General features: G+C 63.0%; 20 protein-coding genes. 11 read left to right on the plus strand and 9 right to left on the minus strand.

Annotation, left to right across the window (positions count from 1 at the left end; translation table 11 throughout):
• The first annotated feature begins 63 nt into the window (after nucleotides 1-63).
• Nucleotides 64-210, plus strand: a complete 147-nt coding sequence (locus tag FYC77_RS20410; protein WP_202911802.1) for a hypothetical protein — start codon at nucleotides 64-66, stop codon at nucleotides 208-210.
• Nucleotides 211-512: 302 nt separating this feature from the next.
• Here the strand turns inward: FYC77_RS20410 and FYC77_RS09515 are convergent, their stop codons facing one another.
• From FYC77_RS09515 to FYC77_RS09525, 3 genes are read right to left on the minus strand one after another with little or no spacing between them, the layout of a single operon-like run.
• Nucleotides 513-1,670 (minus strand): ABC transporter permease, encoded by a 1,158-nt coding sequence (locus FYC77_RS09515; RefSeq protein WP_149081271.1) that lies wholly within the window; start codon nucleotides 1,668-1,670, stop codon nucleotides 513-515.
• The gene (locus FYC77_RS09520) at nucleotides 1,660-3,726 is read right to left on the minus strand and encodes a PrsW family glutamic-type intramembrane protease (RefSeq protein ID WP_149081272.1); all 2,067 of its coding nucleotides are present in this window, start codon (nucleotides 3,724-3,726) and stop codon (nucleotides 1,660-1,662) included. The genes FYC77_RS09515 and FYC77_RS09520 overlap by 11 nt, the downstream gene beginning before the upstream one ends.
• The gene (locus tag FYC77_RS09525; protein ID WP_149081273.1) at nucleotides 3,723-4,694 is read right to left on the minus strand and encodes an ABC transporter ATP-binding protein; all 972 of its coding nucleotides are present in this window, start codon (nucleotides 4,692-4,694) and stop codon (nucleotides 3,723-3,725) included. The genes FYC77_RS09520 and FYC77_RS09525 overlap by 4 nt, the downstream gene beginning before the upstream one ends.
• Nucleotides 4,695-4,810: 116 nt before the next feature.
• Between FYC77_RS09525 and FYC77_RS09530 the strand changes: the two genes are divergently transcribed.
• Entirely contained in the window at nucleotides 4,811-5,251 is a 441-nt protein-coding gene (locus FYC77_RS09530; protein WP_149081274.1) for an SRPBCC family protein, read from the plus strand.
• 87 nt (nucleotides 5,252-5,338) lie between these two features.
• Nucleotides 5,339-5,695 (plus strand): winged helix-turn-helix transcriptional regulator, encoded by a 357-nt coding sequence (locus tag FYC77_RS09535; protein WP_149081275.1) that lies wholly within the window; start codon nucleotides 5,339-5,341, stop codon nucleotides 5,693-5,695.
• A 10-nt stretch (nucleotides 5,696-5,705) separates the two neighbouring features.
• On the opposite strand, the gene FYC77_RS09540 is transcribed toward FYC77_RS09535, so the two are convergent.
• Both FYC77_RS09540 and FYC77_RS09545 read right to left on the minus strand, forming a co-directional pair.
• Complete coding sequence (locus FYC77_RS09540; protein ID WP_149081276.1) at nucleotides 5,706-6,152, minus strand: UPF0179 family protein; 447 nt, start codon at nucleotides 6,150-6,152, stop codon at nucleotides 5,706-5,708.
• A gap of 92 nt (nucleotides 6,153-6,244) precedes the next feature.
• Nucleotides 6,245-6,637: a DUF5820 family protein gene (locus FYC77_RS09545; RefSeq protein ID WP_149081277.1), complete on the minus strand. Its 393-nt coding sequence runs from the start codon at nucleotides 6,635-6,637 to the stop codon at nucleotides 6,245-6,247.
• A 607-nt stretch (nucleotides 6,638-7,244) separates the two neighbouring features.
• Here FYC77_RS09545 and FYC77_RS09550 point away from each other — a divergent pair.
• From FYC77_RS09550 to FYC77_RS09575, 6 genes are all read left to right on the plus strand, one after another.
• On the plus strand, nucleotides 7,245-9,317 hold the full coding sequence (locus tag FYC77_RS09550) for a PrkA family serine protein kinase (protein WP_149081278.1): 2,073 nt from the start codon (nucleotides 7,245-7,247) through the stop codon (nucleotides 9,315-9,317).
• A 1-nt stretch (nucleotide 9,318) separates the two neighbouring features.
• Nucleotides 9,319-11,604: a PrkA family serine protein kinase gene (locus FYC77_RS09555; protein ID WP_149081279.1), complete on the plus strand. Its 2,286-nt coding sequence runs from the start codon at nucleotides 9,319-9,321 to the stop codon at nucleotides 11,602-11,604.
• The gene (locus tag FYC77_RS09560) at nucleotides 11,595-12,923 is read left to right on the plus strand and encodes a YeaH/YhbH family protein (RefSeq protein ID WP_149081280.1); all 1,329 of its coding nucleotides are present in this window, start codon (nucleotides 11,595-11,597) and stop codon (nucleotides 12,921-12,923) included. The genes FYC77_RS09555 and FYC77_RS09560 overlap by 10 nt, the downstream gene beginning before the upstream one ends.
• Nucleotides 12,924-12,970: 47 nt before the next feature.
• A complete protein-coding gene (locus tag FYC77_RS09565) occupies nucleotides 12,971-14,998 on the plus strand; it encodes a SpoVR family protein (protein ID WP_149081281.1) in 2,028 nt (675 codons plus the stop codon).
• A 79-nt stretch (nucleotides 14,999-15,077) separates the two neighbouring features.
• Nucleotides 15,078-15,671: a HEAT repeat domain-containing protein gene (locus tag FYC77_RS09570; protein WP_149081282.1), complete on the plus strand. Its 594-nt coding sequence runs from the start codon at nucleotides 15,078-15,080 to the stop codon at nucleotides 15,669-15,671.
• Between the two features lie 377 nt (nucleotides 15,672-16,048).
• A complete protein-coding gene (locus FYC77_RS09575) occupies nucleotides 16,049-16,423 on the plus strand; it encodes a CBS domain-containing protein (RefSeq protein WP_238386876.1) in 375 nt (124 codons plus the stop codon).
• 148 nt (nucleotides 16,424-16,571) lie between these two features.
• On the opposite strand, the gene gvpO is transcribed toward FYC77_RS09575, so the two are convergent.
• From gvpO to gvpA, 3 genes are read right to left on the minus strand one after another with little or no spacing between them, the layout of a single operon-like run.
• Nucleotides 16,572-17,117 carry a gas vesicle protein GvpO, halophile-type gene (gene gvpO, locus FYC77_RS09580; protein ID WP_149081283.1) on the minus strand — a complete coding sequence of 182 codons (546 nt, stop codon included), beginning with the start codon at nucleotides 17,115-17,117 and terminating at the stop codon, nucleotides 16,572-16,574.
• 9 nt (nucleotides 17,118-17,126) lie between these two features.
• Entirely contained in the window at nucleotides 17,127-18,146 is a 1,020-nt protein-coding gene (gvpN, locus tag FYC77_RS09585) for a gas vesicle protein GvpN (protein WP_149081284.1), read from the minus strand.
• A 5-nt stretch (nucleotides 18,147-18,151) separates the two neighbouring features.
• Nucleotides 18,152-18,439 (minus strand): gas vesicle protein GvpA, encoded by a 288-nt coding sequence (gene gvpA, locus FYC77_RS09590; protein WP_149081285.1) that lies wholly within the window; start codon nucleotides 18,437-18,439, stop codon nucleotides 18,152-18,154.
• A gap of 268 nt (nucleotides 18,440-18,707) precedes the next feature.
• Here gvpA and FYC77_RS09595 point away from each other — a divergent pair, with 268 nt between their 5' ends.
• Nucleotides 18,708-19,109, plus strand: coding sequence for an SPW repeat domain-containing protein (locus FYC77_RS09595; RefSeq protein WP_149081286.1), 402 nt, complete (start codon nucleotides 18,708-18,710; stop codon nucleotides 19,107-19,109).
• Here the strand turns inward: FYC77_RS09595 and FYC77_RS09600 are convergent.
• Nucleotides 19,058-19,357, minus strand: a complete 300-nt coding sequence (locus tag FYC77_RS09600; RefSeq protein ID WP_149081287.1) for a hypothetical protein — start codon at nucleotides 19,355-19,357, stop codon at nucleotides 19,058-19,060. The two genes, FYC77_RS09595 and FYC77_RS09600, sit on opposite strands and share 52 nt — an antisense overlap.
• A 23-nt stretch (nucleotides 19,358-19,380) precedes the next feature.
• Here FYC77_RS09600 and FYC77_RS09605 point away from each other — a divergent pair, with 23 nt between their 5' ends.
• Nucleotides 19,381-20,004, plus strand: coding sequence for a GvpL/GvpF family gas vesicle protein (locus tag FYC77_RS09605; protein ID WP_149081288.1), 624 nt, complete (start codon nucleotides 19,381-19,383; stop codon nucleotides 20,002-20,004).

A 20,004-nucleotide genomic window follows, 5' to 3' on the forward strand; every position in this document is an offset into this window, starting at 1 on the left:
GTCGATCGATTTCGATCCGTAACCGACAGTTTGATCGTTTTGTTCGATCACGTCCAGGGAAGAATGTATATCACGATCAAGCAAAAGTTCGTGGCGATCGTCACTGGGTTCTTGCTCTGGGTCGTCTTCCTCCTGTTTTTCCCCTGGTGGCTCGCCTTCATCGCACTGTTCGCGATGGTGCCGTTCTTTTGGAAGATACTCCGGTCGTGAGACGGGGGATTCGGGGGTAAACGGATTCTCTAATCCGACTATCGGTCCGCAGAGGAACTGTCGTTCCGATTTTCCGATGGCATTCCAGATTGGTCGTAGCAACATCGAAAACGATTCACAACGGCCCAATTGTGGACAGCGATCGACAGGGGAACCAGAACGACGACAGTGGTATCGTCTCGCGCATCAAGAGCGTGTTCAGCCGACGCTGAACTGGTCGATAGCCGCCGTTCGACTCCGTCTTTCGCGTTTTTCGTTGTGGCACTGCGTCTCGAGTGAACGCTGTGCCAGCCGAATCGTTCTCACAGCGAGTCGTGATCGACTCGAGCGAGAACGACCCGGACCGCGCCGAACGCGACCGCGGCGAGCAGACAGTACAGTGCAAGCGAAAGCCACGTGACCGTCGTTGCGCTCCCGATGGCGAACTTCGCGACGGTGTTCGCCGGATGTTCGGGCAACACCGTCGAGACGACGAGTGCACCGACGATACCGGTCGAGTACAGCAGTTGTGCCTGGCGCCGATCCGGAGCCGTGAGTGCAACGGCGCCACCGACGCCGACGACGAGCACGGCGAGCGCCGAGACGAGCACGAGTAGCGCGAACGGGTTCGCGATACCCGTTCCGTTGAACGCGAGCAACGCGAGCCAGGCGATCGCCTGTATCGGCGCGAGCGCGGCGGTGGCGGCCAGCTTCGCGTCGACGACGTCGCCGAACGAGACGGGGGAGACGCGAAGCAACTCGAGGGTGCCACGCTGGCGCTCCTCGACGAGCGAGTCGACGACGATCGAACCGCTGATGAACGCCGGCAGGAACAACAACAGCGGCAGCAACACGGTGTAGGTGAACTCGGCGTAGGGGCTGGCGTCCGTCTCCCCGGGGACCGACAGCGGCGGCTCCTCGAAGCTGTCTGCGTTCTCGATCCGCTCGACGTGCTCGATCGTCTCGAGGGTCTCGCGAATCTGAACGACGAGCAGCGTCGTCTCGAGTCCGCCGTCGGGTGCCGTCACGCTGACGACGAGTCTGCCGTCGTCGTCTCGGTTCGCGTCGAGGACGGCGTCGACCCATCCTTCGTCGAACGCGTGGTGGGCCGCCGCCCGGTCGTCGTAGAACCGTGGATCGATTCCGCCCTGCTGGTCGGCGACGGCGAGGAGTTCGTCGGTGTCGCTTCCCGTGACGGCGACGTCGGCCTCGTAGCCGTCCACGGAGTCGGGTTCGTACATCGAGACGAGTCCGACGACGAGAAACGAGGAGAACGCCGCGATGAACAGCTGGATCGCGATCGCGAGCAGGATCGTCTTCTCCGAGCGAAGCGAGCGAAGCTGTCGGCGGACGATCGCCCGGCGTGCCCGCCAGACGCCGCTCGAGCGTCGGTCGTCACCGTCGTCTCTCGAGGGTGGGTTCGGCCCGCGGGGTACCGAGGTGTCGTCGTCGGATCGCCACTCGTCGCGATCAGCTGACAAGGAGGATCACCCCGAGATTGTAGAGGGCGTGGACGAGGGTCGCGACGACGAACGCCACGGCGTACGTCCCTCGGCCGCGTCTCGCACCCGTGGCAGAGATGATCGCCGTCACCACGTGGAGAGCCAGCGGAGCGAGAAAGAGAGCGAGCAAGACGACGAGCGGCAGGTCGGCACCGAGTTCCGGGCCGAACGCGGCGACGCTGATCGGGAGATCCGAGAGTCCCACGAACTGACCGACGTGGGTGATCTTTTCGCCGACGAAAAAGCCCAGTCCGGAGAGCGCGCCGAGGATCGCGGCCACTCGAATCGTCGGTTCGAATCGTGAGCGGGCGAATCCCGCGTAGACGTGGATGCTCTTTGCGAACTCCTCGACCGCCGCGGCGAGGACGAACATGACGATCAGTGCGATCGACTCGGGGACGACGAACAACAGCGCAACGGCGAGCAGTTGGGCCGCGAAGACGAACGGCATGAACACGACCGACAGCACGAACGGGCTCCAGTAACTGGAGACGCGCCTCGAGACGGCGTCGATCTGGCTCGTGATCGCGTCGACGATCTTCGCGGGGACCGGCTTCTGGGCGAACATGTCTTCCTCGCGGTAGATGCCGATCCCGAGCAAGAAGAGAACGGCTGCGCTGAGGTAAAACGGGGTGGTCGAGAAGAGGTACTCGACGAGACGGACCGACTCGCCCTGAAGATCCATTACGACGAGGGTCAGCGGCGAGATCAACGCGATCGGCGTCACTTCGGTGAAGATCGCCGGCACGAACGTGTACGTCGTCAGGAGGACGCTGATGGTCACGGTGACGAATGTCAGCTCCTTGAACGAACGGGCGAGCATCGCGCCGGCGAACGTCGACGCGAGAAACACCAGCGCGATCGGAATCGCTGCGGCGACCGAGAGCGTCCGCCCACCGATCACCGCGGCGGTCGCGACGACGATACCGACGAGGCCGAGCAGATACGGGAGCGTCTTTCCGGCGACGATCTCGTAGCGCGAGGACGGCGACACCAGGAGCAACTCGCCGCGGCGCTTGATCCGTTCGTCCATGATCGTACTCCCGTAGGTCTGGATGACGAAGTTCATCGGCACGATAAACAGAAAGGCGAGCACGAGCGACTGAAACGGAAACGGCGGTGACAGCGTATCGGGCGTCGCGGGACTCGTCTCTTCTGTTGCCGTGGCACCGACGTCGGGAACCTGGAATTCTCCGTCCGCCGTCGGGCTCGTGACGTCGGTCGTCGTCTCCGGTGACCCGACGTCGTCGTCTGATCCGGACCCGTCGGAACCGACCACATCCCCGGCAGCGTCGGTCGTATCGTCGTCAGAAGCGCCCCTATCTCCGCCGGAATCGGCCGCTTCGCTGTCCGAACTGGTTGTATCGCTGTCAGCAACGGCTGTGTCGCCGTCCGTATCGACTATCTCGGTGTCATCATCGGCTGCGCTCTCGTCGGCATCGACACCGTCTGTGCCGATCACGTCTCCTCCTGTGTCGGACCCACCGTCACCGCTTTCGGCTGCCATACCGGTCTCACGCTCCTGATACTCGACGGTCACGAGTACCGGATAGGCGGCGACGTCGTCGTCCTCGGCGGCCATTCGGTCGGCGTTTTCCGCTTCGATCGCCTCGCGGAACGCGTGGAACGCCTGTTCGCCGTTGTCGCCAACGTACCCCAACTCACCGTCACGGGTCACGACGACGTCGACGTTCGAGTCTCCGCCCTCGTCGATCCGGACGTCCTCGAGCGCGATCGTCCGGAACCGATCGCTCTCAGTGGCGACATCGGCGTAGGGATCGTCCGAATCGACGCCGACGACGTACAGTTCGTCCTCGAGGCCGATGCCGTCCTCGGCGACCGAGAGTCCGACACCGCCGACGACGACGAGTATCGCGGCCACCGCGACGATCGTCCGCCGATCGACGGTTCCGGCGCTTCGGGAGATTTCCCAGCGGGCGATCCGTGCAGTCCGTCGGAACGAACCGACCGCCCCACGCCGGAGCGAGGCGAGGTGCCGTCGGATCGACTCGGACGATGACCGGTCGTCGCTCACGCCTCGAGTTCCTCCTCGGGATCAGTCGTGTCGGCGTCCGCCTCCGTTTCGGTATCCGAACGGGCTGTTCCCTCGGCGTCGGAACCGCTGGCGATCTCGAGAAAGATTTCCTCTAAGCTCGGCGTCGTCGTCTGGATGTCGGTGATGCGTCCGCCTTCCGCGTCGACGGCTTCGCGGATCGACTCGACGTCGTCCATCCCACCGACGACGTGCCGAACCTGGTCGTTCTCGCGGCTGGCCGATATCTCGCCGAGTGCGTGACTCGCGTCGACGGTCGCGTAAACGTGGTACTCGGTACCGCCGTGAGTCCCGCGGATCTCGTCGACGGTTCCGCGGGCGACGATCCGACCGTGGTTCATCACCGCGACCCGATCGCAGATGCTCTCGACGTGAAAAAGGTTGTGTGCGCTGAAGATGATCGTCTTTCCCGCCTCGCTGAGTTCGCGGGTGAACTCGATGATGTAGTTCGTCGTCAGCGGGTCGAGTCCCGACGCCGGTTCGTCGAAGATGAGCACCTCGGGATCGTTCACGAGCGCCCGGGCGATGGCGACTTTCCGTTTCATCCCCTTCGACATGTTGCCGATTCGCCGGGTCCGATGTTCGAGATCGAGCCGATCGAGCGTCCGGTCGATCCGCTCGCGGGCGACCTCCGAGGGGACGTCGTAGAGGTCCGCAAAGAAGGTGAGATACTCGAGGGCGGTCATCTCCTCGTACAGCGGCGACTCCTCGGGGAGGAAACCGAGTCGGCGTTGCATCGCCGGCTCGCCGGGGGTGTGGCCGGCCACCGTCGCCGTCCCGTCGGTCGGCTCGATCAGACCGGCGATCATCTTCAACGTGGTCGTCTTCCCGGCCCCGTTCGGGCCGACGATGCCGAACACCTCGCCACGTTCGATCGAGAACGTACTCCCTTCGACGGCGGCGAACCCCCCGTACTCCTTGCGGAGGTTTTCGACTTCGACTATCGCCATCACTCGATTCGAGGCAGGGAGCCCCGCAAGTAAAGTCTAGCGGCTACGGACAGTTCGGGTTGCGAACTCGAGCGACCGAAACGCCATATTCGCGGCGGACGTACGTTCGTATACGAATGACTCGCGTCCAGCGACGGCGGACACCCGACGGCGACAGAGTCGAGATCTCTCAGGTCCTCGCAGTGGCCCCGGAACGAGCCTGGGAACTGCTGGCCGATACGATGCGGTGGCCCGACTGGTCGCCGGTCGTCCGCGAGGTGGAGTCGACCGATCGTTGCGTTCGGGAGGGGACCACCGGTCGAATCCGGGTACCCGGTGTCTGGCTCCCGTTTACCGTCACCTCGCGGACGGACCGCCGCTGGACGTGGCGTGTGCCGTGCGTACCGTCGGCTGGCCACCGTGTCGACGACCTGGGTGATCGGCGCTGTCGCGTCGTTTTCGAGGTTCCGTTCCACGCCGCGGGATCGGTTCCGATCTGTCTCGAGGCGCTCGAGAATATCGAATCCGCCCTCGCGGAGGACCGAACGGCAGCCGGAGAACCCGAGGCGGACCAGTGATCTGCAACGCCAATAGATAACACTGTGTTATCTCGTTCGATTCCGAACTGCTATGGGGCTCCCGACCGAACGTCGACGGGAAACCTGATGTCATCGCAACGACCGCAATCGAACGACCAGCATCCGGAGGCCTGCCCCGTCATCAAATCGCTCGAACAGATCGGGTCGCAGTGGCGTCTGGCCGTCTTACACGAACTACTCGCCGGCGAGCAACGGTTCAACGAACTCAAGCGTTCGACCGGTGCGAACGCGCGGACGCTCTCGCGGGTGCTCGACGATCTGGGAGAGACGGGGTTCGTCGAACGCCGCATCGAAGAAGACGCGCCGATCGCGACCTACTACAGCCTCACGGACAAGGGTCGGTCGCTCGAGCCGGTGTTCGACGAAATCGAGTGTTGGGCCGGAAGTTGGCTCGAGGCAGCCGACGAATCGAACCGAAACTGAAGCGGCCGAATCAGCCATCGGGCTCGAGTTCGACTAGCTGAAGACCTCTGTCGAGGTGACAGACGTCGTGGGGTGGATCGCCCACGATCTCGCTGATTCTGTACTCCTCGTCGAACGCGAGGCCGTCGGGGTCACAGTACTCGTGGCTCGGACACTCGACGTACGGACACGGGCCTGGAAGACTCGATTTGCTTCCGGCGAACGCACCCTTCGAAACGATGTTCGCTCGCACCGAGACGGGTTCGACTTCGACCGCTCGGACGCCGCCGTCGTGCATCGCACACTCGAGTGTCTGTGCGTTTTCCCGAACGGAGGTGATTCGATAGCGGGTATCGGCCGAGAGGTTGAGACACTGGCTTCGGTACGGACAGCCGGCACAGGCATCCGCTTCGCCGTGATAGACGAATTCGGTCCCCGGCTGCGCGAGACGTGAGCCGACGAGGGTGACGGTGGACATGCAGTCCACTACTCGCCACCGCCGGTTAAGCCTCACTCTCGAGTGTGTCGGTTCGTCGGCCGACGTATCGGTTCCCACTCGACCCCGTGAGTTCACCCCGTCAGTTCGTCCAATCGATCGAAGTACCGCTCTCGAGGCACCTGATACAGGCCTCGGTAATCGATCTCGCCGTCGTCGAAGCGGTCTGCGAGTTCGACGACGGACTTGAGGGCGTCGGCTCGCGTCGAGAATCGTTCGCCGCCCTCGAGCGAGACGTCCGGCTCGAGATAGAGCGTAACGAACCAGTCGTCGTCGCCGGTCGAATCGGTTGGATTCTGACCGGGACGTCTCGTCCGACGACCGTGTGTCAGATACAGCGTCGGGAGACAGGCCGCGGGAAACTCGTCACCGTCGAAGACGTCCGGCCGGTAGGCGAGGACGAGGCGTCCGTCCTCGCCGTCGGACCAGATCTCCCAAGCCGGCGGGAGGGTCGCCAGATCGGTCATGGTCTCGGTTACGGTCGCCCGCCCTAAATCGTCGTCGTCACGGGTACGCGATCACAGGTTTGTGTCCCCCAGCCGCTGTCGACGGCGGCTGGTCCTGATCGCGTCTCTGGTTTCGCTCCGTTCTCATCGCGTGCAATCCGACGGGAGATATAGGGGCGATATCGTGCTATTATCACCCACACCGCGCGCGACCGAACCGCGGCAATGCAGGCGAGTGACTTATGATGAGAGATCCCCGACGGGAGGTGTGGTATCTATTGGCATACAAACATACCTGCATATATTGCCTGGAATTTATTCTTGGTAAATACCTTTTGGGGCCAAGGTTAAGTAGCTGGATTACTCAATCATTAAATACTATCGATATCCGTACGGCGGGTCGATCCACGTCGCGCCCGTCCCCGGCGCACGTCGTTCGAGACCGACACACCGTCTCGAGCGCCGACACGTGGCACGCGAGTACCCATGAAACGACAGACCGCCCGAAGGGGGTCGCACCCTCCGCGCGAGCTCGTCTCGACGGCGAACGCACGAGGAGTTCTGGGTCGACGACGTCGCGCGGATGCAGCCTCTCAGCCGGCGAGAAGCGACAACTGGCAATGATACCATGAACGGAGACATCGAGACGCTCGAGAAGCTAAGTTCGGACTACAAGGAATCGATGCCCGCAGACCTGCGGGAGACGAAATCGTTCGACTGGTACTTAGCGGAGACCTACGAGGACCCGAAGATCACCCGCAACGCCCACCAGCGCGTCGCAGATATGTTCGATTACTACGGCACGACCTACGACGAAACCGAGGGTGTCGTCGAGTACCAGCTCGCCAGCGAGGATCCGTTAAACGACGGCGAGAACACCTTCTACGGCAAGGTGATCCACCAGTCGATCCACGAGTTCGTCAACAAGGTGAAATCGGGTGCTCGACGGCTCGGACCCGAACGACGGATCAAGCTCCTGCTCGGCCCGGTCGGGTCGGGGAAGTCTCACTTCGATAAGCAGGTTCGTCAGTACTTCGAGGATTACACGCTCCGCGAGGAGGGTCGGATGTACACGTTCCGCTGGACGAACCTCTGTGACGTCATCAAGGACCAGGACCCCGCCGACGACACGGTCCGGTCGCCGATGAACCAGGATCCGCTCGTGCTCCTCCCACGCGAGCAACGCCAGCGAGTGATCGACGACCTAAACGAGCGCCTCGAGGCACCGTACACTATCCAGAACGAGCAGGCACTCGATCCAGAAAGCGAGTTCTACATGGACAAACTGCTGGCGTACTACGACGACGACCTCCAGCAGGTACTCGAGAACCACATCGAGATCATCCGCTTCATCGCCGACGAGAACAAACGCCAGGGCTTAGAGACGTTCGAGCCCAAGGACAAGAAAAACCAGGACGAGACCGAGTTGACGGGCGACGTCAACTACTCGAAGATCGCCATCTACGGCGAGAGCGACCCGCGTGCGTTCGACTACTCGGGGGCGTTCTGTAACGCCAACCGGGGGATTTTCTCCGGCGAAGAGCTGCTCAAACTCCAGCGGGAGTTCCTCTATGACTTCCTGCACGCGACCCAAGAGCAGACGATCAAGCCCAAAAACAATCCCCGGATCGACATCGACCAGGTGATCGTCGGCCGGACGAACATGCCCGAGTACAAGGACAAGAAAGGCGACGAGAAGATGGAGGCGTTCAACGACCGCACCAAGCGGATCGACTTCCCGTACGTCCTCTCTTATGAGGACGAGGCCAGCATCTACCAGAAGATGTTGAACAACGCCGACGTCCCCGACATCAACGTCGAGCCCCACACTCTCGAGATGGCCGGACTGTTCGGCGTGCTCACGCGGATCGAAGAGCCCGACACGGAGACCGTCGGACTGCTGACAAAGGCAAAGGCGTACAACGGCGAGATCGACGAGGGCGACGACATCGACGTCAAGAAGCTTCGCGAGGAGGCCGCAGCGAAAGCCGAGATCGGCGAGGGAATGGTCGGCATCTCGCCGCGCTTTATCGGCGACGAGATCGCCGAGGCGATCATGGACTCGAAACACCGCTCGCGGGGCTTTCTCTCGCCACTGACGGTGTTTAACTTCTTCGAGGAGAATCTCGAGCATCACGGCTCGGTCCCCGAGGAGAACTTCGAGACCTACTACCGCTATCTCGAGACGGTTCGCGAGGAGTACCGCGAGCGCGCGATCGAGGACGTCCGTCACGCGCTGGCCTACGACTTAGACGAGATCCAGCGCCAGGGCGAGAAGTACATGGACCACGTGATGGCCTACATCGACGACGACACGATCGAGGACGAACTGACCGGCCGGGAACAAGAACCCGACGAGACGTTCCTGCGCTCGGTCGAGGAGAAACTCGACATTCCCGAAGATCGCAAGGAGGACTTCCGTCAGGAAGTGAGCAACTGGGTCTCTCGGCGCGCTCGAGAGGGCGAGGCGTTCAACCCACAGGACAACGAGCGCCTGCGCCGCGCACTCGAACGCAAACTCTGGGAGGACAAGAAACACAACATCAACTTCTCCGCGCTCGTGTCGGCCAACGAGTTCGACGACGACGAGCGGTCCTCGTGGATCGACGCCCTGATCGAACAGGGCTACTCCGAGGAAGGGGCAAAAGAGGTACTCGAGTTCGCCGGCGCGGAGGTCGCCAAAGCAGAGATCGAAGACTAACATGACCGGCACCGACTACGTTACCGAGGCCGACCGCGCGCTGGAGGAGACCTACGAGGAGCCGATGAGCCTCCCAGCGTACGTCGATCGGATCTTCGAGAATCCGACGATCGCCTCCCACGCCTCGAAGTACCTCCTCGAGGCGATCGAAGCCGCCGGAACGCGAACGGTCGTCGAGGAAGGCGAAGAGAAAGAGCGCTACCGATTCTTCGACGACCCGTACAACGACGGCGAACACGCAATTCTCGGCAACACCGAGGTGCTAAACGGGTTCGTCGACGACCTCAGATCGATCGCGGCGGGCCGGGCGAAAGACGAGAAGATCGTCTGGTTCGAGGGGCCGACCGCGACCGGGAAATCGGAGCTCAAACGCTGTCTGGTCAACGGCCTCCGAGAGTACTCGAAGACGCCGGAGGGGCGTCGGTACACGGTCGAGTGGAACGTCACGACCGCCGACGCCGAGGAGCGGAGCTTGAGCTACGGCGGCGACCCCACCGCCTCGGACGACCAACACTGGTACGAGAGTCCGGTCCAGGCACACCCGCTCTCGGTGTTCCCCGAGGACGTCCGCGATCGGATTCTGGCCGATCTCAACGGCGAACTCGAGGACCACGTCCCCGTCCGAGTCGACGCCCAGCTCGATCCGTTCTCCCGGGAAGCGTACGAGTTCTTAGAGGAGCGGTACCGCCGAGCGGGCAAGGACGAGTTGTTCTCGGCGATCACCGACGAGACCCACCTGCGGGTGAAAAATTACGTCGTCGACCTCGGACAGGGCGTCGGCGTCCTCCACAGCGAGGACGACGGCCGCCCCAAGGAGCGACTCGTCGGCTCGTGGATGCACGGCATGCTCCAGGAACTCGACTCGCGAGGACGCAAGAACCCGCAGGCCTTTTCCTACGACGGTGTCCTCTCGCAGGGCAACGGCGTCCTCACGATCGTCGAGGACGCCGCCCAGCACGCAGACCTGCTTCAGAAGCTGTTGAACGTCCCCGACGAGCAGTCCGTGAAACTGGACAAGGCGATCGGGATGGACGTCGACACCCAGATGCTGATCATCTCGAACCCGGATCTCGAGGCCCAGCTCAACCAGCACGCCGACCGAAACGGCATGGATCCGCTGAAGGCACTCAAACGACGCCTCGACAAGCACCGCTTTGGCTACCTGACGAATCTGAGCCTCGAGTGTGAACTCATCAGGCGGGAGCTGACGAACGAAAAAAGCGTCTGGGAGGCCGACGGCTACGACGAGTTGGCCGATCGGATCCGCGAGCCGGTGACGGTGACGGTCAAAGGTAGCGACGGCGAGACGCGGACAGAAGAGTTCGCGCCCCACGCCATCGAGGCGGCCGCGCTGTACGCGGTCGTCACCCGACTCGACGAGGAAGATCTTCCGAACGGACTCGATCTGGTCGATAAAGCGTTGATCTACGATAAGGGGTACCTACAGGAGGGAGATACGCGACGCGAGAAAGACGAGTTCGATTTCGCCGACGGCGCCCACGACGGCGAACACGGGATCCCGGTGACCTACACTCGCGACACGCTCGCCGAGTTGCTCCAGACCGACCGGGAGCGCCACCACGCAGAGTTGCCGGTCGAGGACGTCGTGATGCCCCGTGACGTGTTAAACGGGATGGCCGAGCAGATGGCCGACGCGCCGGTGTTCTCGTCGGGCGAGCGCTCCGAGTTCGAGAACCGCGTCGTCCCGGTGAAAAACTACATCTTCGACCAACAGGAGTCGGACGTCATCGAGGCCATTATGCACGAGAAACGCGTCGACGAGGAGACCGTCGCCGAGTACGTCGAACACGTCTACGCGTGGGAGACCGACGAACCGCTGTACAACGACCGCGGCGAGGAGGTCGAACCCGATCCACTGAAGATGAAACTCTTCGAGGTCGAACACCTCGGACGGTTCTCCGAGGAGGAGTACCAGGGCAACCTTCCCAGAGAGAGCGTCCAGAACTTCCGTCGTGAGAAGGTCATCACGTCGCTGAATCGCCACGCCTGGGAACACCGCAACGAGGACTTCGCCGTCCAGAACGTCGACCTCACCGCAATTCCGGTTATCAAGTCGGTCCTCGAGAGCCACGACTGGGAGGACGTCAGGCGGACGTTCGAGGACTTCGATCCGCGCCAGTGGGACGACCCGCCGAGCGGGACGGAGACGGAGACCGTCAAGGAGGATACGATCGAAACGATGGTCTCCGAGTTCGACTACTCCGAGGCGTCGGCCGAACTGACCAGCAGACACGTCATGGGACAGGTGAGCTACCGATGGGACTGAGAGACGACCTGGAGCGATTCCGCGAGGTCGGCGAACAGCGCCGCGAGGACCTGGCCGACTTCATCCAGTACGGCGACCTCGGCCAGAGCCGACCGGGTGAGATCAAGATCCCCGTCAAGATCGTCTCGCTTCCGGAGTTCGAGTACGACCAGCGTGACAAAGGCGGCGTCGGCCAGGGCGACGGCGGAACGCCCGACGTCGGCCAGCCGGTCGGCCAGCCCCAGCCACAGCCGGGTGACGAGGACGGCGACGAGGGCGAACCCGGCGAGGAAGGCGGGGAACACGAGTATTACGAGATGGACCCCGAGGAGTTCGCCCAGGAACTCGACGAGGAACTCGGCCTCGACCTGGAGCCGAAAGGGAAGAAGGTAATCGAGGAGAAAGAGGGGCCGTTTACGGATCTCACGCGGACGGGGCCCGACAGCACGCTCGACTTCGAGCGGATGTTCAAGGAGGGACTCAAGCGAAAGCTCGCGATGGACTTCGACGAGGACTTCGTGCGGGAAGTCTGTAAGGTCGAGGAGATCACGCCTCGCGAGGTCTTCGAGTGGGCCCGCGGGGAGAACCTCCCGGTCTCGATGGCCTGGATCGAGGAAGCGTACGCCGACATTCCCGAAGAGGAACGGGGGACGTGGTCCTCGATCGAGGCGGTCGAGGAGAACGTCGACCGCCAGTCGGTCCACCAGCAGATCCGCCGCGAAGGGATCAAACACGTCCCCTTCCGGCGCGAGGACGAACGCTACCGCTACCCGGAGATCATCGAGGAAAAAGAGAAGAACGTCGTCGTCGTCAACATCCGCGACGTCTCCGGCTCGATGCGGGAGAAGAAACGCGAACTCGTCGAGCGGACGTTCACGCCGCTGGACTGGTATCTGACCGGGAAGTACGACAACGCCGAGTTCGTCTACATCGCCCACGACGCCGACGCCTGGCAGGTCGAACGCGAGGACTTCTTCGGCATCCGCTCCGGCGGCGGGACGAAGATCTCGAGCGCGTACGAACTCGCCGCCGAGTTGTTAGAGGAGTACCCCTGGAGCGACTGGAACCGGTACGTCTTCGCTGCAGGAGACTCCGAAAACTCTTCCAATGACACCGAAGAGCGGGTCATCCCGATGATGGAGGAGATCGACGCCAACCTCCACGCCTACGTCGAGACCCAGCCAAGCGGCAACGCGATCAACGCGACCCACGCCGAGGAACTCGAGCGCCACTTCGGCACGGATTCCGACGACGTCGCGGTCGCGTACGTCAACGGCGAGAGCGACGTAACCGACGCGATCTACCGCATTCTCAGCACGGAAGGTGACGACGATGAGTAACGAAGCAAACGTCGTTCGCTTCGAACTCACGGAAATCGGTGATTTTCATGAGTAATTCAAACTCCAACGCGGACCGGTTCCGCAAACAGGCGATCGCCGGCGAACTCGAGGAACCGGTGCGCGAAGCCCGGAATCTCGCGGAGAAACTCGGCCTCGAGCCGTACCCGGTCAACTACTGGATCATCGACTACGACGAGATGAACGAACTCATCGCCTACGGCGGGTTCCAGTCGCGGTACCCCCACTGGCGGTGGGGAATGCAGTACGACCGCCAGCAGAAACAGGGCCAGTACACCGGCGGGAAGGCCTTCGAGATCGTCAACAACGACAACCCGGCCCACGCCTTCTTACAGGAGTCGAACACGCTGGCCGACCAGAAGGCCGTCATCACCCACGTCGAGGCCCACTCCGATTTCTTCGCGAACAACGAGTGGTTCGGCATGTTCACGAGCGGCCGGTCGGACGACGATCAGGTCAACGCCGCCGCGATGTTAGAGCGCCACGCTCGAGCGATCGACGAGTACATGTCCGATCCCGAGATCGACCGCGCCGAGGTCGAAAAGTGGATCGACCACTGCCTCTCCCTCGAGGACAACATCGATCAACACCGGGTGTTCGAGCGCCGACTCGACGTCGACGGCCCGGCCGCAGAGATCGACGAGGATCTCGCCGAAAAGCTCGACGAACTCGAGCTCTCCGAGGAGATCAAAGGCGAAGTGTTCGACGAGGAGTGGCTCGAGAAACTCGAGGCCGAGGACGGCCAGGTGACGTTCCCGGAAGAGCCCCAGAAGGACCTACTCGCGTTCGTCCGCGAACACGGCAAGCAGTACGACGGAGAGTCCGAACGCGCCGTCGAGATGGAGGGGTGGCAACGTGACGTCCTCGATATGATGCGTGCGGAGGCGTACTACTTCGCCGCCCAGAAGATGACGAAGGTGATGAACGAGGGCTGGGCGGCCTACTGGGAGTCGACGATGATGACCGACGAGGTCTTCGCTGGCGACGACGAGTTCCTGAACTACGCCGATCACATGGCGAAGGTGCTGGCCTCGGGCGGGCTGAATCCCTACAGTCTCGGCATGGAGCTGTGGGAGTACGTCGAAAACACCACCAACCGTCGCGAGGTCTTAGAGCGGCTCCTTCGCGTCGAGGGCATATCCTGGCGAAACCTCACCGACGTCGTCGACGTCGACGACGTCCTCGAGACGCTCGAGCCACCCGAATCGATCGACACCATCACCCGCGAGACGCTCGACCAGCTCGAGGACGCGCCCGACGAGTGGGTCGACCGCGAAGCACTCGAGCGGGCGCGCGAGGGAGAGATCGACGTCGCGAAGTACCCCTGGAAAGTGCTCACCGACGAGGGGCTGGCGCGCCGCCACTACTCGCTGGTCAAACGACAGAACCGCGGGTTCCTCTCGCGGGTCACTCAGAACGAACTCGAGCGGATCGGCCGCTACCTGTTCGACGACGCCCGCTACTCGTCGCTCGAGGAGGCGCTCGCGGAGGTCGACTTCACTGCAGGGTGGGATCGGATGTTCGACGTCCGGGAGAGCCACAACGACGTGACCTTCCTGGACGAGTTTCTCACCCAGGAGTTCATCACGGAAAACGACTACTTCACCTACGAACACTCCCAGGCGACCGGGCAGTTTCACGTGGCAAGCGACGCCGCGGAGGACGTCAAAAAGAAGCTCCTGTTGCAGTTCACCAACTTCGGCAAACCGACGATCGCGGTCTACGACGGCAACTACAACAACGCCAACGAGCTCCTGTTGGGCCACCAGTACAACGGTGTCATGCTCGACATCGGCCAGGCTCGAGAGACCCTCAGACGGATCTTCGAGCTGTGGGGTCGCCCCGTGAACCTGCTGACGATCGTCAAGGAAGTCGACGAACACGACATCGAAGTGGCGAAGCGTCGGAATCGCGAACCGGAAGCCGAGGAACGCGGCAAGCTGATTCGCTACGACGGCAAGGAGGTCACGATGGAGGATGTGTCGTGGAACGAGGTCGAACACCTCGCGGCCGACGACGTCGATTACGACACGAAGCCCGACGAGTGGCTCGCGTGACTCTCCTTTCTTCCTAGACGTTTCGAATTAAACTGCCGGAAGGCTTTTACCTTCTATCAATCATGCTCCCACCGGGATCATGGATAGGGATGGGGGAGAGTCCGTCGAGCAGCGACCGAACTCCTGTTCGTTCGATCTGCCGTCGGTTCTCGTACAGCTCGATGACCGGACGGCAACTGCACAGCGAGAGGCCGTCCGGACGATCCGGGAGAACGTCAAGGAACAGCCGAGAGTGTGCCTTCCAGCCGTTCCGAAGCTTCGGGCGCTTCTCGCACAGCCGTCTCTGGAGTGTCACGATACGGTCGCCTACTGTCTCGCCGAACTGGCAGCAGAGTCGCCGGTCGACGTGGCACCCTCGGCCGACGAAATCGTCGCGTTCGTCGACGACGACCCGCCAGCGGCGGTGACCGCGGATCTGCTCCGGTGTCTCGAGTCGATCGCCACCGCTCGACCGGCAGCCCTCGTCGACCACACCGAGGTGATCGCCACGACCCTCGAGAGCGACGATCCGGACGTTCGGGCCGCCGCCGCGGCCACGCTCGGCCGCGTTGGCCTCGAGACCGACGCGACGCTCGAGGGGACGCGGGACCGACTCGCGGAACTCGCGGCGGACGACCCAAACCGGGAGGTCCGTGCCCGTGCACGACGGGCATGTGAACTGATCTCGCGGTGACGGGCCGGGACAGTACTCGAAACCACGGCTTCATCCGGTGGTCCGTCACCGCCTACTGCTTTGGCACGCCCACACTGCAGGGTCGAATGTGGTGGTGTGGTTCGAGTCGACCCCCGCAGTCGACGCTTGTCGGAGTACTATAGTAGCCACTGCACGTCATTGCACACCTGATCGCCAGACGGACCGGCGATCAGTGTGTAAATCGTTGCAGTTGTTACTATAACCCTGAACCAGAAAACGTACGTTTCATGCGGTCTGCTGTACGCCATTGCCGGTGCGAGCGCAGACGTGTCACAGTTACACCGGTAAATCGGTACAGCAATCCGTATGACGGCTCGACGGAAAGTACCATAACGATCGAATCCGTTCGTACTGATATGAGTTCTCCCGATAGGGTTACCGTCGAAGACGTGATGTCGACACCGCTCGAGACGATTTCGCCGGACGCCACGGTGATGGAAGCTACCCAGCAGATGCGCGGGAAGGATATCAACGCGCTGGTCGTACAGACGACGCCTCGAGCGATAATCAGCAGTACGGACGTGCTCGACGCCGTTGCCGACGGACGAAACGTCTCGGAGCTCGAGGTCGCCGACGTGATGACGACCGACGTGGAGACCGCCACGCCGGATCTCTACATGGAGGAAGTCGCTGCGATGATGACCACCTACGGAATCAAACACCTGCCGGTCGTCGACGACGACTACGTTGGGATGGTCTCCTCGACCGACGTCACCACACACCACTCTTAACGGTCGGAAGCGATACTGATCACCCTCGATTCGGTACTTACCAGTTCACCGTTGCCGGACTCGAGAAGCCGACGCCGATGCAGTTCGGCCGACATCGACGCGGCCCGTCCGATATCGACTTGGCTTCTCCGAGGCCAAAGCGAGGACGCTACTCGAAGGCGGCCGGATCCCCGCGACGGTAGCGATCGAGCCGTCGGTAGCCGTGGACTGTGACGTCGTCGTCGAGTTCGACCTCGTAGCGACCGATGATGTCCTGGGTGTCGGGAACCGATCGTCGCTCGACGACCTCGACGATCGCGAGCCAGCCGTCGTCGGTCGGAACGATCTCGCTGACCCCGTCGAACTCGCGGCCGATGAGATCGCCGGCGCTCGACTGGACGGTCTGTCGAACGGCGAGGACGCCTTCGATCGTCTCGTCGGCGTCGACGTCCTCGGCGTCGATCGAGTCGGGATCGGTTTTCTCCTCGGCGATCATATCGGGGCCGAGTTCCCTGCTTCGGCTCTCGCGTTCGGTCTCTGCGTCTTGTTGTTTCTGTTCGCCTTCGTCGGCTGTTTGACTGTCACTCACGGTTGGATCACTCTCGTCGTGTTGGTAGCAAAAGCCGTCCTCAGCGGCCGGTCGTGAACAGCGCTCACCGTCGGCTGTGAGCGCCTTACACTGGTCGGTCGACCCCTGGGTGTCGGCTTCGGCCATAGCTGAACGTCAGATTGTCTCACCGATGCTCGCTCGTAGCTCCTCGATACTGCCGTTCCCGCCGGCGATCTTCGGTGCGAGGACGTCCGTGAAGAGCTCCGTCAGCAACCCCTCGTCGATCGCCTCCTCGTCGCCGTCGAACACCGTGATCCCCGTGGCCGCGGTGATCGCCGCCCGCGTTCCGACGACGACGTCGAGTTCGTCGCGAAGCGCTCGTGTCGCTCGGACGATCGTCTCGACGTCCTCCTCCGGGAGGTCGACGTGCGAGCTGACGATCTCCCGTTCGGTCTCCTCGTCGTAGTAGTCGACGTGGACGCCGACGAATCGGTCGAGCAACGCGTCTTGCTGATCGTGGACGCCCGCGTACTCGACGTCGTTCGAGGTGACGATCGCCCGGAACTCGGGGTGGACGTCGATCGTTCGATCCTCGCCGCGCTTTCCCGGACGCTCGAGGACGCCCTCCTCGAACACCGAGAGCAAGACGTTGTGGGCCGACGGATCGCTTCGCGAGAACTCGTTGTAGACGAGCGTCGCGCCCTCTCGAACTGCCACGGAGAGGGGGTTGTCGACCCAGCGCTCGCGGACGATTTCGGTCTGTTTGCTGACGCCGCCGACGAAGCGGTCGTCTTCTTTGTACCGTTCTCCGCCCGCGTGTGCGCCGACGAGCGCCGCGGTGTCGACGGCCTCGTCGCCGTTGAGCCAGACGACCGGCCGTCCGCGTTCGGCGGCCGCAGACAGCGCGAGCGCCGTCTTGCCACAGCCGGTGGGGCCGATCAGGTGTACCGGTTGGTCGGCCTCGAGCCAGCCCGTGATTCGGTCGCGAAGCGAGGCGACCGCGTCGGTCTCGACGAACAGCTCGGGGACGACTTCGTCGGGTTCGGACAGCGGGCTGTCGCCATCGCGGTCGCGGGCGTTCGCCGCCGCCGTCCGCGCGAGTTCTTTCTTCGCACGGCGACCCGCTTTGCTCGAGCGGTCGCTCCTGATCTTCCGGCCGCGGACTTTGCGCGTTCGCGAGGAGTCGTCCGCCATCGGGGTTACTCTGAGGCTGACTGGGGTGACGATTCGGGTCGACGCTCGACCTCGAGTTCTTCCAGTTCCTCGAGTTCGCCCTCGGCGGTGGCTTGCTCAATTTTTGCGATCTCCTCCGCGTAGTGTAAGAAGGTGTCGACGCTGGCGACGACGACGCGGGCTTCGACCGTCAGGAGTTCGATCCCGACGACCGATACCCGCGCCCAGATGTCGATGACGACGCCTTTGTCGAGGATTCGGTCGAGGACTTCCGCGAGACTCGAGGAATCCGGTCTGCGCTGTGGTTGTGCCATGAGACGTCCGACCGTTCACGACCTGCTCGTAACACGGTGTGCACTGCGACTGCAAGCCGGTTCGACTGCTGTTTCGTCCCTGGGTTTCGTCGACTGCTGGTTCGACGTCGGGTCCCGGACTCGAACACATCGGAACGGGACCCGACCGAGGTCCAGCCTCGGACCCACTGGAACGGGACTCGATCGAGGCCCAGCCTCGAGCGCACCACCAAAGGGACCCGAGATCTGCCTGCACCAGTTTTAGTCCGGTCGCAGCCGTATCGAGGGTATGAGCGATCGGACGCCGGCCGCCGGAACGTCGCCGATAGCACAGCGGACGGCCGGACTCGCGGCCGGACTCGGCTTCCTGCTGGTGATCTCGGGGGTGTTTCTCACCGGGTTCGGGTGGATCATCGTCAACAACGTGATAACCGGCGCGATCGTCGCGGTCGCGGCCGCGTACACCGCGGCGGTTCCGTCGGGTGGCCGTCTCCCGCGTATCGCCCCACCAGCCGTCGTCGTCCTGGCGGGGTTGTGGGCGATCGCCTCCCCGTTCGTCCTCGGCGTCGAGCAGGGACTGCTGTTCTGGGCCACCGTCGTCCTCGGCGTTTTGATCGCAGTGCTCGCGCTGGTAAGCATCTACGGGTCCACCCAGCGAACGGACCGAACGGCCGCGGACGTCTCGTCCTGAAGACCGCGTTCGTCGACGTTCGCACTCGAGACCACCACGCGTCGTTCGTGATCACCGCGTCGCCGACAGTCGTCTCGATCCGTGCCGGAAACGGAGACTGCGACTGCAAGCAGTACGACCACCGGCCGCGCCGTCGAATCATCGCCGACGAGTTCCTCGAGACCCGCGAGTGCGGTCTCCGGGTTCGGAACCCACACGCTATGATACGGACACGATCTAGACGCCTCGAGACGGTCGCCGAACAGCACGCGACGACCGGGGTGTGTTCCCGGTGAACAACCGGTACGTCTACGGGGTCGTCGAAGGCGATCCCATCGAGTTCGAAACGGACGCCGTCGGCGGTGCGAGCGTCGTCTACACGATTTCACATCGCCGACTCGGCGCGGTCGTCTCCGACATCGACACCACCGATCCCGAGGAGACCGACGAGGACGCTACACGCCACGACGAGGTGCTTCGACGGATCATGAACGACGGGGACGGTCGAGCGGTCGTCCCGATGCAGTTCGGCATGGCCTTCGAGAGCGACCGGGCGCTGAAAAACGTCCTCAGGGGCGCACTCCCGGCGTTCAGGCGCGCGCTGAACGACGTCGAGGGTCGCGTCGAACTCGGCGTCAAGATCGTCCGCGCGGAAGACGCCGACGTCGACGCCGACGCCGTCACAGAGCGCATCGCCGACGAACTCGAGCCGATCGCCGCACAGTCCGTCGGGAACGACCTGTTCAGCGACCGCCTCGTGTTGAACCGCTCGTATCTCGTCGATCGCGAGGACCGCGAGGCGTTCGACGAGGCGATCGCCCGACTCGAGGAGGACGAAGACGACCTCGTCGTCCGCTACACGGGTCCGTTCGCGCCGTACAGCTTCGTCGACGTCACCATCGGAGCCCAGCGATAA

Source organism: Natrialba swarupiae (genome assembly GCF_008245225.1).
GTDB lineage: Archaea > Halobacteriota > Halobacteria > Halobacteriales > Natrialbaceae > Natrarchaeobius > Natrarchaeobius swarupiae.

Bases quoted from the DNA above. Each gene is read 5' to 3' on its own strand.
- gvpA (WP_149081285.1), bottom strand. From the start codon at position 18,439: ATGGCACAACCACAGCGCAGACCGGATTCCTCGAGTCTCGCGGAAGTC.
- FYC77_RS09545 (WP_149081277.1), bottom strand. From the start codon at position 6,637: ATGACCGATCTGGCGACCCTCCCGCCGGCTTGGGAGATCTGGTCCGAC.
- FYC77_RS09525 (WP_149081273.1), bottom strand. From the start codon at position 4,694: ATGGCGATAGTCGAAGTCGAAAACCTCCGCAAGGAGTACGGGGGGTTC.
- FYC77_RS09550 (WP_149081278.1), top strand. From the start codon at position 7,245: ATGAACGGAGACATCGAGACGCTCGAGAAGCTAAGTTCGGACTACAAG.
- FYC77_RS09575 (WP_238386876.1), top strand. From the start codon at position 16,049: ATGAGTTCTCCCGATAGGGTTACCGTCGAAGACGTGATGTCGACACCG.
- FYC77_RS09570 (WP_149081282.1), top strand. From the start codon at position 15,078: ATGGATAGGGATGGGGGAGAGTCCGTCGAGCAGCGACCGAACTCCTGT.
- FYC77_RS09555 (WP_149081279.1), top strand. From the start codon at position 9,319: ATGACCGGCACCGACTACGTTACCGAGGCCGACCGCGCGCTGGAGGAG.
- FYC77_RS09560 (WP_149081280.1), top strand. From the start codon at position 11,595: ATGGGACTGAGAGACGACCTGGAGCGATTCCGCGAGGTCGGCGAACAG.
- gvpN (WP_149081284.1), bottom strand. From the start codon at position 18,146: ATGGCGGACGACTCCTCGCGAACGCGCAAAGTCCGCGGCCGGAAGATC.
- FYC77_RS09565 (WP_149081281.1), top strand. From the start codon at position 12,971: ATGAGTAATTCAAACTCCAACGCGGACCGGTTCCGCAAACAGGCGATC.
- FYC77_RS09595 (WP_149081286.1), top strand. From the start codon at position 18,708: ATGAGCGATCGGACGCCGGCCGCCGGAACGTCGCCGATAGCACAGCGG.
- FYC77_RS09540 (WP_149081276.1), bottom strand. From the start codon at position 6,152: ATGTCCACCGTCACCCTCGTCGGCTCACGTCTCGCGCAGCCGGGGACC.
- FYC77_RS20410 (WP_202911802.1), top strand. From the start codon at position 64: ATGTATATCACGATCAAGCAAAAGTTCGTGGCGATCGTCACTGGGTTC.
- FYC77_RS09530 (WP_149081274.1), top strand. From the start codon at position 4,811: ATGACTCGCGTCCAGCGACGGCGGACACCCGACGGCGACAGAGTCGAG.
- FYC77_RS09535 (WP_149081275.1), top strand. From the start codon at position 5,339: ATGTCATCGCAACGACCGCAATCGAACGACCAGCATCCGGAGGCCTGC.
- gvpO (WP_149081283.1), bottom strand. From the start codon at position 17,117: ATGGCCGAAGCCGACACCCAGGGGTCGACCGACCAGTGTAAGGCGCTC.